The sequence below is a fragment of the Kitasatospora sp. NPDC057015 genome, from assembly GCF_042673745.1.
GTDB lineage: Bacteria > Actinomycetota > Actinomycetes > Streptomycetales > Streptomycetaceae > Kitasatospora.
Genome location: NZ_JBHUSG010000017.1, coordinates 1 through 13831, shown reverse-complemented (window position 1 = coordinate 13831; position 13831 = coordinate 1). Strand labels below are relative to the sequence as shown.

General features: G+C 74.2%; 11 protein-coding genes and 1 pseudogene. 3 read left to right on the top strand and 9 right to left on the bottom strand.

Features of this window, described 5'->3' with window-relative positions; translation table 11 throughout:
- Window positions 1-123: 123 nt before the first annotated feature.
- Window positions 124-561 (bottom strand): heme-binding protein, encoded by a 438-nt coding sequence (locus ACFTWP_RS18095; RefSeq protein WP_380265577.1) that lies wholly within the window; start codon window positions 559-561, stop codon window positions 124-126.
- A gap of 147 nt (window positions 562-708) precedes the next feature.
- Window positions 709-1923, bottom strand: coding sequence for an MFS transporter (locus tag ACFTWP_RS18090; protein ID WP_380265576.1), 1215 nt, complete (start codon window positions 1921-1923; stop codon window positions 709-711).
- A 207-nt stretch (window positions 1924-2130) separates the two neighbouring features.
- Here ACFTWP_RS18090 and ACFTWP_RS18085 point away from each other — a divergent pair, with 207 nt between their 5' ends.
- From ACFTWP_RS18085 to ACFTWP_RS18075, 3 genes are all read left to right on the top strand, one after another.
- Entirely contained in the window at window positions 2131-2589 is a 459-nt protein-coding gene (locus ACFTWP_RS18085; protein WP_380265575.1) for a MarR family winged helix-turn-helix transcriptional regulator, read from the top strand.
- Window positions 2590-2910: 321 nt separating this feature from the next.
- Window positions 2911-3342, top strand: a complete 432-nt coding sequence (locus ACFTWP_RS18080) for a MarR family winged helix-turn-helix transcriptional regulator (protein ID WP_380265574.1) — start codon at window positions 2911-2913, stop codon at window positions 3340-3342.
- 227 nt (window positions 3343-3569) lie between these two features.
- Window positions 3570-5108 carry an MDR family MFS transporter gene (locus ACFTWP_RS18075; RefSeq protein ID WP_380265687.1) on the top strand — a complete coding sequence of 513 codons (1539 nt, stop codon included), beginning with the start codon at window positions 3570-3572 and terminating at the stop codon, window positions 5106-5108.
- A 181-nt stretch (window positions 5109-5289) separates the two neighbouring features.
- Here ACFTWP_RS18075 and ACFTWP_RS18070 read toward each other — a convergent pair whose 3' ends face one another.
- The 7 genes and pseudogenes from ACFTWP_RS18070 to ACFTWP_RS18040 form a co-directional block, all read right to left on the bottom strand.
- Window positions 5290-9102 (bottom strand): S8 family serine peptidase, encoded by a 3813-nt coding sequence (locus tag ACFTWP_RS18070; RefSeq protein WP_380265573.1) that lies wholly within the window; start codon window positions 9100-9102, stop codon window positions 5290-5292.
- Between the two features lie 95 nt (window positions 9103-9197).
- The gene (locus tag ACFTWP_RS18065; protein WP_380265571.1) at window positions 9198-9899 is read right to left on the bottom strand and encodes a hypothetical protein; all 702 of its coding nucleotides are present in this window, start codon (window positions 9897-9899) and stop codon (window positions 9198-9200) included.
- A gap of 169 nt (window positions 9900-10068) precedes the next feature.
- Entirely contained in the window at window positions 10069-11307 is a 1239-nt protein-coding gene (locus ACFTWP_RS18060) for a styrene monooxygenase/indole monooxygenase family protein (RefSeq protein ID WP_380265570.1), read from the bottom strand.
- 90 nt (window positions 11308-11397) lie between these two features.
- Complete coding sequence (locus ACFTWP_RS18055; RefSeq protein ID WP_380265569.1) at window positions 11398-12084, bottom strand: ATP/GTP-binding protein; 687 nt, start codon at window positions 12082-12084, stop codon at window positions 11398-11400.
- A complete protein-coding gene (locus ACFTWP_RS18050; protein WP_380265568.1) occupies window positions 12065-12523 on the bottom strand; it encodes a DUF742 domain-containing protein in 459 nt (152 codons plus the stop codon). Before ACFTWP_RS18050 ends, ACFTWP_RS18055 begins: the two co-directional genes overlap by 20 nt.
- Before the next feature lie 20 nt (window positions 12524-12543).
- Window positions 12544-13020, bottom strand: coding sequence for a roadblock/LC7 domain-containing protein (locus ACFTWP_RS18045; protein WP_380265567.1), 477 nt, complete (start codon window positions 13018-13020; stop codon window positions 12544-12546).
- A pseudogene (locus ACFTWP_RS18040) lies at window positions 13017-13831 on the bottom strand (hypothetical protein); the annotation flags it as partial. The pseudogene ACFTWP_RS18040 and the gene ACFTWP_RS18045, both read right to left, overlap by 4 nt.

Genomic DNA, 13831 nt, shown 5'->3' with positions numbered 1-13831 from the left:
GCGGCCGGCGTGGTGCGCCCCGGGGGGGGGGGGGCGGGGGCCCCCCCCCCCCCCCCCCCCCCCCCCCCCGGGCGGCCCCCCGGGGGGGGGGGGGGGGGGGCCCCGCGGCCGTGGGGCGGGAGGTCAGCGGCCCGTCGCGGCCTCCAGGACGGTGGCGGCGGTGACGGCGAACGCGTGGTCCTGCTCGGGGGCGCCGCCGCCGATGCCGAGGGCACCCACCAGACGCCCGTCGCGGTGCAGCGGGATGCCGCCCGCGATGAAGAGCAGCGGGCGGTCCAGGGCGGTGGGCAGGGTGTGGAACGGGCCGCCGGGCAGCACGGCGTCGACCAGGGCGGCGGTCGGGGCGTCGAGCTGGAGCGCCGTCCAGGCCTTGCGGGTGCTGGTCTCGCCCGAGATCAGGACGGCCCGGTCGTCGCGGCGGAAGGCCAGCAGGTGGCCGCCGGCGTCGAGGACGGTGATGCTGACGGCCACGCCGGCCGCCTCCGCGGCGGTACGGGCGGCGTCGACGAGGGCCTCGGCGTCCCGGGTGGTCAGCGGGGTGAGGGTCGCGGTGGTGCTCATGGTGCTCGGTGTCCTTGCGTGAGGTGCCTGCGGCCGGGTGACCGCGGGCGGGGGAGGGAGGGCGTGACGCCGGTACTGCGCGCCGGGTGAGCGGATCCGGGAGTGGATCCGGCGAGTGGTTCGGGGGAGTGGTTCGGAGAGGCGCCGTCAGCGGTGCAGGGCCGGGGCCGGCGCGCCGTCGACGAGGGGGTGGTGGTCGGCCACCGGGTGGGTGGCGGCGCCCCGGCGCTCCAGGGCGCCGGAGATCAGGGCCAGGACCAGCGCGGAGGCGGCCAGAGCGGCGCCGACCCAGTTCGGCGCGGTGTAGCCGAAGCCGGCCGAGATCACCATGCCGCCCAGCAGCGCGGCCAGCGCGTTGCCGAGGTTGAAGGCGCCGATGTTGCCGGCCGAGGCGAGGGTCGGGGCGGCCGCCGCCTGGTCCAGGACCCGCTTCTGCAGCGGGGGCACGGCGGCGAAGCCGAGCGCGCCGATCAGCGTCAGGGTGGCGGCCGCGGCGAACCTGTTGTGCGCGGTGAGGGTGAACAGCGCCAGCACCAGCGCGAGCGAGCCCAGCGAGATGTACAGCAGGGGCATCAGGGCGCGGTCGGCGAGCCTGCCGCCGATCAGGTTGCCGCCGACCATCCCCAGGCCGAGCAGGACGAGCAGCCAGGTGACGGAGGAGTCCGCGAAGCCGGCGACCTCGGTCATCATCGGCGAGATGTAGGTGATGGCGGCGAAGACCCCGCCGAAGCCGAGCACGGTCATCCCCATCGCGAGCAGGACCTGGACGTTCCGGAAGGCCGCCAGCTCGTGGCGGAGCCGGACGCCCTCCGGCTTGGGGATCTCGGGTACCAGCCGGGCGATTCCGGCCAGGCCCACCACGCCGAGTGCGGCGACGATGAAGAAGGTGGTCCGCCAGCCCATGGCCTGGCCCACGTAGGTGCCGAGCGGGACGCCGACCACGTTGGCGACGGTGAGGCCGGTGAACATCATCGCGATCGCGCCGGCCTTCTTCTCGGGGGCGACCAGGTCGGCCGCGACGACGGAGCCGATCCCGAAGAACGCGCCGTGGGCGAGTGAGGCGACCAGGCGTCCGGCGATCATCACGCCGAAGACGGGGGCCACGGCCGAGAGCACGTTGCCCGCGATGAAGAGGCCCATCAGCAGCATCAGCATCCGCTTGCGGGAGATCCTGGTGCCGAGGGCGGTCATCAGGGGCGCGCCGACGAGCACGCCCAGGGCGTAGCCGGTGACCAGCCAGCCGGCCGTGGGGATGGAGACCCCGAAGTCGCCGGCGACCTCGGGCAGCAGGCCCATGATCACGAATTCAGTGGTCCCGATGCCGAAGGCTCCGATGGCGAGGGCCAGTAGTGCGAGAGGCATGGGGTGCACCTTCCAGATGTTTGCTTCCGTGCCTTACGAGCGCCAACAATAATTGCAAGCGCTGGTTAATTGCAAGCGCGGGCTATTGTGCCAGTGGCCTATCCTGAGGGGGCACCCTGCTCGGAACCGTCGGGCGGACGATCGCGCGGAGCTCGCGGACCGGCCGCACGGACGCGTGGAGGAGCCGCACGGAGGAGGAAGCCGGACATGACCGCCACGGACCCCGCACTCACCGCCCTCGCCCAGGGCTGGTGCGCGCTGTCGCTGCTGCACGGACGCATCGAGGCGCGTGTGGAGAAGGCCCTGCAGGCCGAACACGGCCTGAGCGTCCGGGAGTTCTCGCTGCTCGACGTGCTCGGTCGGCAGCACGACGGCCCGGGCGGGCATCTGCAGATGAAGCAGGTGGCGGATGCCGTGGTCCTCAGTCAGAGCGCCACGACCCGGCTGGTGACCCGGCTGGAGGATCGCGGGCTGCTCTCGCGCTACCTCTGCCCGACCGACCGTCGGGGCATCTACACCGAGGTGAGCGACACCGGCCGGGCGCTGCTCGCCGCGGCCCGCCCCACCAACAACGCCGCCCTGCGCGAGGCGCTGGACGAGGCCGCGAAGAACCCCGAGCTGTCCGCCCTGGTCGAGGCGGTCGAATCGCTGGGCGCCCCCGTCTGACGCGAGCACCGCGGCGGGCGCGCGACGGCGGCCGACCGGCCGCCGCCCTGGTCCGCTCCGCCGTCGCGGCGGGCTCGGGCGCCCCCTGCCCGGGCCGGCCGGCGAGGCTGTGCTCAGCCCTGTGAGTGCTCCCCCGCATGGCGGGGCGGCGGGCTCGGGTCGTCGGTCGCGGTGGTCCGCGGGTGTGCCCGGCTGCGGGCGTGCCGGGTCTCGACTCCCTCGGTGTGACCCGGAACACCGGACCGGTCTCCTCGTATTTGGTTGCCTAGGGCAACCAAGGGGTTATGGTTGCCTCAGGCAATCAAACGAGGAGGGATCCCGGTGGACGACGAGCAGGTCCTCGCCTCCGTCCTGGAAGGCCTGGGTGCCGTCCTGGAGCTCCGCCGCCACCAGCCGGCCCACAGTCGGGCACGGACGGCCATGCTCGCGGTGCTCGACCGGCACGGTGAGATGCGCCCGGTGGAGCTCGCCGAGTGGCTCCAGGTCGACCTGTCGGTGGCCAGCCGCCAGCTCGCCCAGATCGAGCAGGAGGGCCTCGCCGTCCGCCGGCCGAACCCCGCCGACGGCCGCTCCTGCCTGGTCAGCCCGACCGACGCCGGCCTCGACCGGCTGGCCCGGGCCCGCCGGGAGGCGGCCGACCGGCTGGCCCGCTCCACCGGGGACTGGGACCGGGCCGACCTCCGGACGCTCGCGGACCTCCTCGGCCGGCTGCACCGTGACCTGGCACACCGGTTGCCCGGCCCACCGGACTGACCACTCCCGAAGCCGCACCGTCGTCGCACCCGCACCGCCCGACCCGCTTGCCGCACCGCCCGACCCGCTCGCCGCACCGCCCGACCCGCCGCACCACGCGCACCGCCCGTACCAACCCGCCGCACCGCCCGCCGTTCGTGACGGGACCAAGGAGTCAGCACGTGTCACACCAGCCAACCGCCGGGTCGCCCGCCGGCGCGACAGCAGCTGCGGGGGCGGCGGAGCCCATGACGCACCGGCAGATCATGGAGGCCCTGTCCGGCCTCCTGCTCGGCCTGTTCGTGGCGATCCTGTCCAGCACCGTGGTGTCCAACGCACTGCCGCGCATCGTCTCCGACCTGCACGGCAGCCAGTCCGCCTACACCTGGGTGGTGACCTCCACCCTGCTGGCCACCACCGTCTCCACCCCGATCTGGGGCAAGCTCGCCGACCTCACCAGCAAGAAACTGCTGATCCAGCTCTCGCTGGTGGTCTACATCCTCGGCTCCGCGCTCGCCGGGCTCTCCCAGAACACCGGCATGCTGATCGCCTGCCGGGTGGTGCAGGGGCTGGGAGCCGGCGGACTCACCGCGCTGGCCCAGGTCATCCTGGCGACCATGATCCCGCCGCGGGAGCGGGGCAAGTACAACGGCTACCTCGGCGCGGTGATGGCGGTCGGCACCATCGGCGGCCCGCTGCTCGGCGGCGTCATCGTGGACACCTCCTGGCTCGGCTGGCGCTGGTGCTTCTACGTCGGCGTCCCGTTCGCCGCCCTCGCGCTGGTCGTGCTGCAGCGCACGCTCAAGCTCCCGGTGCTCCGGCGCCGGGTGAAGGTCGACTACCCGGGCGCCGTCCTGGTCAGCGCGGCGGTCAGCCTGCTCCTGGTCTGGGTCTCGCTCGCCGGTGACAGCTTCGCCTGGGGCTCCTGGCAGACGGCGGTCATGGTGGCGGGCGCGCTGGCGCTGGCCGTGCTGTTCGTGGTGGTCGAGCGGCGCGCCGCCGAGCCGATCATCCCGATGCACCTCTTCCGCAACCGCACGGTGACCCTCTCGGTGGTCGCCAGCCTCGCGGTCGGCACCGCGATGTTCGGCGCGACGGTCTTCCTGAGCCAGTACTTCCAGATCAGCCGCGGCAAGTCGCCGACGATGTCGGGCCTGATGTCGCTCCCGATGATCCTCGGACTGACCCTCTCCTCGACGGTCGTCGGCCGGTTGATCACCTCCTCCGGCCGCTGGAAGCGCTACCTGGTCACCGGCGGCGTCCTGCTGACCGCCGGGTTCGCGATGATGGCGACCGTCCGGGTGGACACCTCGCTGGTGCTGCTCTCCGGGTACATGTTCCTGGTCGGCTGCGGCCTGGGGATGACCATGCAGAACCTGGTGCTGGCCGTCCAGAACACCGTGCCGATGAGCGAACTGGGCGCGGCCAGCTCGGTGGTGGCCTTCTTCCGCACGCTCGGCGGCACCATCGGGGTCTCGGCGCTCGGCGCGGTCCTCGCCGCCCACGTGAAGACCTACACCGCCGAGGGACTGGCCGGGATCGGGCTGACCTCGGCCGGCGGTGACGGCTCGCTGCCCGACGTCCGGACCCTCCCGGCGCCACTGGCGCACGTCATCGAGGGCGCCTACGGGCACGCCACCGGCGGCGTCTTCCTGATCGCGGCGCCGATCGCCCTGGTCGCCCTGATCGCGGTCCTCTTCATCAAGGAGACCCCGCTGCGCGGCGGCGGGGCGCCCGCCGCGGCGGCGCCCGCGGAGCGCAGGCAGGCCGCCGCCGCGGCCCGCTGAGGCGGGCGCGAACGCCCCCGAGAAGCTCGGCGGCCCCGACGGCTCAAGGGACGGGGCCGGGCCGCCGGCCGTACGCACCCAGGGCATCGGTGCGCACGGCGCAGCCGGGCCGGACCGCCTCGCGCGGTCCGGCCCGGCCTGTCCCTGCGGTGTGCCCGGGCCGGTCGCCCGGGCGGGGCGGTCAGCGCAGGCCGAACGCCCGGATGATCTCCTGGCTCACCGAACCGCCCCGGCCGTCCGAGGCGGTGGCCCGCAGCGAGACGAAGCCTCCCGGGGTCCTCGGCAGCTTGACCTCGGCCGCCCAGGCACCCGCGCCGTCGCGCTTCAGCTTGACGGCGCTCCAGCTCGCGCCGTCGTCGAAGGAGACGGACAGGGTGGCGGAGGAGGCCCTGGTCACGCCGTCCAGCCACTCCTGGGTGGCGGCCGAGAGCCCGATCCGGGTGGAGCCGCCCGCCTTGACGTCACCGGCGGTGTCCGTGGCCACGTCGTAGTCGAGCTGCAGCAGCCTGATGTCCTGCTGGAACGGCCCGTCCTGCGGGATCCGGCCGGAGCGGAAGCCCCACTCGGTGTGCGTCCGGGTCGAGGTCTTCCACGCCCCGGCGTCCCGGCGGGAGTCCAGGACCAGCCGGTACGGCTGCTCCTCGGCCGGCTGCTCCCAGCCGTAACCCGCCCGCCCGGCGCCCGACTTGACCAGGGTGTCACCCCGGTAGAGGGCGTACGCGGTGGTGTCGTACTCGTCGTCGGGCATCGAGCCGGCGTGACCCGCGCCCCGGTCCGTCCACATGCTGACGTTGAACTGGATGTCGTCGTAGACGCTGCGGGTGGGCCCCCAGAAGCCGGTGCCCAGGCGCGGGCGCTGGATGCCGCCGAACCAGTCGGTGCGGTAGGTCCTCCCGGCGCGGTAGGTGTCCCTGCCGCCGCGCATCTCGGCCAACTCGCTCCCGTAGTCGGGGCTGTAGACCGCGTGGTCCTCGTACCAGAAGGCGCTGCCGTGCTGCTCGGAGACCCATTCGGTGCGGGTGCTCGGGTAGGTCTCCTTCTCGGCGAAGCCGATGCCCGGGCCCCAGGCCGGGATGTCGTAGCGGTAGCCGCCGCCGGCCACGGTGCGGAACCCGTTGTAGGTGGCCTCCACCCTGGCGAGGTCGCGCTTCGGGTCCGGGGTGTAGGCGAGCGGGCGGTCCGGGATGGTGCCGTCGTGCTGGTCGAGCAGGTCGTACAGGTAGCGGGTGTCCCTGCGCTGGGTGACGTCCAGGTCGAACCGGCCGCGCTGGGCGGAGGCGATCAGCGCGGCGCCGGCGTCGCGCTGCACGGAGACCACGGTGAGCGGGGTGGCGGCGCCCTGGTCGTCGCCGTAGTACTCCATCAGCCGGCCGGGGCCGTCGTTGACGACGAGGAGCAGTTTCGCCCCCGCCGCCAGGGCGTTGGCGGCCCGCCGGGCGGGCGGGACGGCGTCGGCGCGCCGGACGACGACCGCCTTGCCGCGCACGTCCAGGCCCGCGTAGTCGGCCGCCGCGCCCTGCCCGGCGTACACCGTGCGGAGTTCGGCGGAGCCGTCGGTGACGGTGGCGCCGGCCTGCGCGGTGGCCTCGGGGCCCTGGGAGCCGTGGCCGCCGTGGCCGTCCAACTGCTCCTGTCCGTCCTGCTGTTCCAACCCGGGCCGCTGCGGCTGCCGCCCCTCGCCGTCCGTCCGCAGGTCCACGACGGGCTCGCCGAGGCGCCAGCGGGTCAGGTAGTCGAAGCCGCCGTCGGTGACCTTCTCGGTCGGGCTCGCGTACAGGGTGTCGTAGGCGGGCGGCATCACGTAGGCGTCGCGCAGCACGTTGCCGTTGCCGAAGGTCCGGGCGAAGTCCCAGCGCAGCTGCCGCTGTTCGGCCCGCTGCGGGACGGCGGCGCTGACCTTGCGGGCCCTGCTCGCGTCCAGCGAGACGGTGGCCGGACCGGTCAGCACGGTCTCGGGGTCGATCAGGACGGCCAGGCCGAGCGAGTCGGGCCGGTCGCCGGCGACGTCCAGCGCCGCCCAGGTGGCGTAGGTGCCGGGCGGCAGGCGCAGGGTGCGCTGCCCGTCCACCGCGATCGGCGACATGTTCGGGTCGTCCTTCTCGGCGAGCACCACCACACCGGCCGCCGGCTTGCCGTCCCGTCCGGTCAACTTGACGGTGTAGTCGTAGAGTTCGCGCTCCTTCTGGAGGGCGAAGCCGGTGTGCGCGAGCACCGCGCCGGAGGCCCCGTCGGTGGCGAGCACCTGCCCGGAGAAGGTGGTGGCGTTCGGGACGCCGGTCGGGTCCAGGGTGAGCGTCACGTCCGCGCTGCCGCCGGCCGGCACGGTGACCGTCCGCGCCGAGAGGGTGTAGGCGGAGTCGGCGGTGTCCGTCGCGAGGCCGAGCGTGACGGTGGCCGCGCCGGTGTTGCGGTAGGTGATCGTCCGGGTGGTCGGCGCCGCGCCGGCGGTGGGCCAGCGGTAGACCGCGGCCTCCACCGAACCGGTCGCCTCCACCGTCGAGTCGACGGCCGCCAGCACGTCCAGCCGGCCGGTGCCCTGCTCGTACGGCGTGAAGCCGGCCAGCACCTTGGAGGAGCTCATCAGCGCCTCCTTGAGCTGCTGCCCGGACCACTCGGGGTGGCGCTGCTTGAGGATCGCGGCCGCACCGGCCACGTGCGGCGTGGCCATCGAGGTACCGGACATGGTCTGGTACATGCCGCTGCCGGAGGCCAGCGCCTGGGAGCGGGCGGCGGTGATGTCCACCCCGGGCGCGGAGAGGTCCGGCTTCAGCCCGTACGAGCCGCTCAGCGGGCCCATGCTGGAGAAGTCCGCCCGGCCGTCCTGCTTGTCGACGGCGGCGACGGTCAGCGCGGTGGCCGCCGACCCGGGGGAGCCGATCGTCCCGGCGCCGTACGCGTTGCCGGCCGCGATCACGTACAGCGGACCGCCGTCGGCCGACAGCGCGTTCACGGCCTGCGCCATCGGGTCGGTGCCGTCGTCGGGGACGGAGGAGCCGAGGCTCATGCTGACCACGTCGGCGCCCTGCGCCTTGGCCCACTCCATGCCCGCGATGATCCAGGAGTCCTGCCCCGAGCCCTCGTCGGAGAGCACCTTGCCGACCAGCAGTCGCGCCCCGGGGGCCACCCCCTTGTAGGCGCCGGCGGAGGCCGCGCCGCTGCCCGCCACGGTGGAGGCGACGTGGGTGCCGTGACCGTTCCCGTCGGTGACCTCCTGGCCGGGGACGAAGCTCTGCTCGCCGGCGATCCGGTCCTTGACGTCCGGGTGGGTGGCGTCGACGCCGGTGTCCAGCACGGCCACCGTGCGGCCGGTGCCGTCGTAGCCCTCGGCCCACGCCTGCGGCGCGTTCACCTGCGGCACCGACTCCTTGAGGCTCGCCTCGACCCGGCCGTCCAGCCAGAGCTTCTCGATGCCCCTGACGTCGTTCAGCGAGCGGGCGGCGGGCTTCGGCACCAGGTCGTTCCAGAACGCCCGGGCGTCCTTGGCGGGGGCCTTCAGCGCCGCGCCGCCGATGCTCGGCAGCTGCCGCACCACGGCGGCGCCCGCGGGCGCCGCCGGCAGCGAGCGGGCGGCCAGGGCCTGCCTGCCGTAGGTGGCGATCAGCGGGACCCCGCCGGAGCGCGCGTCGTCGTAGCCCATCCGGACCAGCGCGCTGACGTCGAAGAGCCGCTGGTCGAGCTTGCCGGCGGCGATCAACGGCTGGGCCTCGTCGGGAGTCACGTGGATGTCGCCGCCGGACTGCCGGACGTGCACCCCGCCGCCGGCGCCCGCGGGGCGGTCCACGGTCACCGTGTCCTGGTCGCCGGGGCCGTCGGTGTAGTGCACGACGTCACCCGTGACCAGGGTGAGGTCGTAGGTGCTGGACGGCGCGGCGGCGGTGGGCGCGGTGGCACCCGGCGCGGCGTACGCGGAGGTCGGGGGCAGCAGGATCCCGGTGCCGAGCAGCAGCGCGGTGGCGCCGGCCAGCAGGGGGACCCGTCGTCGTATCGGGGTCATGCACATGATGTACAGGCTGACGAGTGCTCAGGGCATCGACTCCGGAAGGCGGGAACCCGCCTGGGCGGTTAACCGCCCAGGCGGGTTCCCGACCGTCAGGCGCATTGCCAGTTCGTGAAGACGCCGTTGTCCCAGGCACGGGCGTCGCCCGGGAGGGTGAGGAGGGCAGCCGCAGGGCCGTCGGCCCGGGTCACGTCCGCGTGCAGCGTCCCCTGCATGCTCCAGGGCGACGTCACCAGGTAGAAGGTGCGCAGGCCTTCGGCCAATGGCAACTCGGCCACCTTCTCCAGACCCAACGGGACGTCACCGCAGCGGAGGGCGCCGATCTCCTCCCGGTCGGCGAGGAGCACCAGTACCCACTCGTGTTCCGTGACGATGGCCGACACCAGCGCGCCCAGGGCGGGGGCGGTCCCGGTGGGCAGGTCCTCGGGTTTCGCGCAGCCGATCTCGCTGCTGCCGTAGGCGTCGTGGTACCTCCCCCAACACGTCTCGCCCGCAGTGGTGGGCCAGAGGAACCATCGGGTGCCCAACGTGTGGCGGATGAGCTTCAGCTCCTCGGAGGCGGTGTGCCCGCCGCTCTTCGCCCGATCGCGCATGATCAGCTCGATGTCGAGGGCGGAGGCGGTCGTCGCCGTGGCGTCCAGGGCGGCGGCGGGCGCGGTCGACGCGGCGGTGGCCGCGCTGGTGGTCGTACTGGTGGGCCCGGCGCCCGTGGCCGTGCAGGACACCAGGCAGGCCAGTGCCAACGCTGTCGCTGCCGTGGCGGACGCCAGGCGCAGCGGTGAAGTCTTCCCCATGATGTTCCCCCCGTGGTCCGGTGAGCCGATGCTACGGACCGGGAACCCCGGGTGAGGTCGAACGACTGTACGGTCGAGGGGTCGGGACGCGATCGTGACACGGTCGTGGCCCCGGCCCCCGCGCACGGCGGGGGCCGGGGCCACGACGGTGTCCCGGTGAGGCGGGCCGTCAGCCCTGCGGGGCCACCGAGCCGAGGTAGGCGGCGGCCTTCTCCGGGTCGTAGAACCAGTGCTCGAAGTCGGCCGCGTTGTCGAAGCCGTTGGCGAAGCGGGTGGCCACCGGCGGCAGCTGGCCGGCCGCGCCGATCAGGTTCAGCACGTGCTCCGGCGGCGGGGCGAGCATCGCGTTGGTCCACTTGGTGACGTGCTGCGCGGAGTCCCAGTAGCGGTCGAAGGCGCCCTGCATGAAGTCGCGGTCGAAGGCCTTGTCCCCGTGCTCCAGGATGGCGTCCAGGTAGACCGCCGCGCACTTCGCCGCGTTGTTCGAACCCTGGCCGGTGATCGGGTCGTTGGCGACCACGACGTCGGCGACGCCCAGCACCAGCCCGCCGCCGGGCAGTTCGCCGATCGGGTTGCGGACCACCGGGGCGTAGCGGCCGGCCAGCGTGGCGCCCGCGTCGGTGAGCTCGACGCCGCCACGGGTGCGGTCGTACTCCCAGGGGGTGAAGGTCCGCATCAGGTCCAGGGTGAGCCGCAGTTGCTCGGCCGGGTCCTTGACGCCGTCGAAGACGTCCAGCGGGCCGCCGGGGACGCCCTCCCAGAACAGGATGTCGGCGGGCCCCGAGGTGGTCAGGGTCGGCATCACGAACAACTCGCCCACGCCGGGCACCAGGTTGCAGCGCACCGCCCTGAACTCGTGCTCCGGGCGCGGACCGAGGCCGTGCACGTAGCTCACGGCCAGCGCGCGCTGCGGGGTGTCGTACGGGGAGCGGGCGGCGTCCCGGCCGAACATCGAGACCAGCTCGCCCTTGCCGGCCGCGACCAGCACCAGGTCGTAGGTCCGGGCGAAGTAGTCGAGGTCGGAGACGGCGACGCCGTGCACCACGACCTGGCCGCCGCGCTCGGCGAAGGTCTCCAGCCAGCCGGCCATCTTGACCCGCTGGTCGACGGACTGGGCGTAGCCGTCCAGCCGGCCGACCCAGTCGATCACCCGGGCCGACTCGGGGCCGGTCACCGAGACGCCGACGCCCTCGATCCGGGGCGCCTCCTGCTCCCAGAAGTTGATGCCGAGGTCGCGCTCGTGCTGGAGGGCGGTGTCGAACATGCACTGGGTGGACATCACCCGGCCGTCGCGGATCTCGTCCGCCGTCCGGTTGGTCATCACGGTGACGTCGTAGCCGTTGGACTGGAGCCCCAGCGCGAGCTGGAGCCCGGCCTGGCCGGCTCCGACGATCAGTATTCTGCGCATCGCTGCCTGCTTTCTCGATTGCCAGTGATGGTCGTGCCCGTTCCCGGACCGGGCCGGCCGGGGCCGGGGCCCGGTCGGCCCGGGGCGCGGTCAGAGGTGCCCGGCCTGCGCCTTCTCCTGCGCCAGCGCGTGCACCACCAGCGCCGTCAGCACCTCGACGGAGGACGAGCGCTCCCGTGCGTCGCAGAGCAGCAGCGGAATGTGCTCCGGCAGGGCCAGCGAGTCGCGGACGGCCTCGACGGAGTAGACCGGGGCCCCGTCGAACTGGTTGACCGCCACCACGAACGGCAGCCCGGTGCCCTCGAAGTAGTCGAGCGCGGGGAAGCTGTCGGCCGGCCGGCGGGTGTCGGCCAGGATCACCGCGCCCACGGCGCCGCGCACCAGGTCGTCCCACATGAACCAGAACCGGCCCTGTCCGGGGGTGCCGAAGAGGTACAGCACCAGATCGGACTCCAGGCTGATCCGCCCGAAGTCCATGGCCACCGTGGTGGTGGCCTTGCCGGGGACGGAGCCGGTGTCGTCGACGCCGACGCTGGCCTCCGTCATCACCGCCTCGGTGGTCAGCGGGGGTATCTCGGACACCGAGCCGACGAAGGTCGTCTTGCCCACGCCGAAGCCACCGGCCACCACGATCTTGGTGGAGGTGGCCGTCCCCGAGATCAGCGGAACGCCCGGCGGCGGATCCGTCACGACGGGCACACCCGGTGCGCCCGCCGTCGGGGCAGTCGGTACGACTGAGGACCGCTCCGTCGCGGCCTCAGAGCTTGCGAAGTCCACCCAGCACCTTCTCCAGCAGATCACGCTTCGACGTGCCGTGCGCCTCGCCCGCCCCGCCCGGGGCCCCCGCCGAGTCCGTGCCGTGCACCCTGATCCGGCCCTGGTCCGCGAGATCGCTGACCAGCACCTTGACGACCCCCAACGGGATCCGCAGCAGGGCCGAGATCTCCGCGACCGAGCGCATCTGACCCCGGCACAGCTCGCAGATCGCCGCCAACTCGGGCAGCGCCCGGTCCGCCGGGTCGGTCGGCCGGTTGAGCGCCGACACCAGCGTCTCGACCAGCAGCACCCGGGCGAACCGCGTCCTGCCCCGGGTGATGGTGTACGGCCGCACCCGGGACGAACGCCCCTGGCCCGGCCGGACGGTCGTGGTCCGTTGTGCGCGCAGAGCGTGACCCTGCCCTGCTCCGTACGTACCGCCGTTGTCGCTGCCGGCCATGCTTCCCACCTCCCTAGACCTCATCGGACGGCCATCGCCCGGTGGAGTTCGCTGCGCACCTGCGGCGTCAGCGCATGACCGGCGCGCTCCACGAGCAGCGCCATCTGGTAGGCGACCACGCCCAGGTCGCATTCGAGGGAGGCGTACACACCGAGGCAGGAGCCGTCGCTGATCGCCATCACCACGAGATGCCCCTGGTCCATCGTCACCATGGTCTGTTTCACCGGGCCGCGGTCCTGCGAGCCGGCCGCGCCCGCGGCCAGGCTGGTCAGCGCGGAGACGATCGCCGACAACTGCTCGGAGCGGGAACCGTCCCGCGAGTCGGCGAGCAGCAGACCGTCGGAGGACACCACCACGGCGTCCACCACGCCGGTGACCGAGCCGAGGAAGTCGTCGAGCAGCCACCGTACGCTGCTGGCGGCCTGGCTGACCGCGCGGTGGCCGGACGTGCCGGCGCCCGGGTGGGCCGGCTGCACCGGGTGTCCGGAGTCGTTCATCGGTTCTCCCCCTCGGCGGCCGGGTCGCGCTGCTCGTCCGCCGGCGCGCCCGGCCGGTCGGTGAGCGGTGCGACGGTCGGCCGGGCAGTGGTGGGCCGGTCCGCGGAGGGGTGCGGCCCGGCGGTGGGCGACGTGCTGGGCGGGGCGGCGGTCAGGTCCTGCACGGGTCGGTCCTCGCCGGGGTGGCCCGGCGCGGGCCGGGTCGGGTCCGGGCGGCCCGCGCCGGCGAGGGCCGAGTCACGGGCGGCGCGGCGCAGTCCGCCCTGGAAGACGCCGAGCCTGCGGCGGAGTTCCTCGGGCGACACGCCCGACCGGGCGGGGGCGTGCTGCTCGCTGCCCGACGCGCCGGTGGCGGGCGCCGCGGCGTCGGCCGGGCCCGGTCCCGGCCGGCCAGGCAGCGCCGGCTCCTGCGGCCGGGCGGGCTCCACGGTCGCCGGCGGCCGGGCGGAGCCGGTACGGGCCGGCGTGCTGTCCTCGACCGCCAGGCGGCGCAGTCCGGAGGTGGGCGTCTCGCCGGTGCCGGGCAGGCCGTTGCCCCGGGGGATCCGGCGGGGCAGGCCGAGCGGTGTGACGTCGGCACCCTCCGGCACCGGCCCGTGCTCGCGCGCCGACGGCTCGCCGCGCTGCTGCGCCGGTATCCGCTCGTCCGCCCGGTCGTGCCGGCGGTCCGGCTCGCCGGCCGGTCCGGCGGTCGGCTGCGGGGCCTCGGCCACCGCCCCGTCCGGCCCGGCGGGTTCGGCCGCCGGCGGTGCGGCGGGGGCGGCCGCGGCCGCCTGCCCGGCCGGCTTGCGGCGCGGCAGCAGGGGCAGGT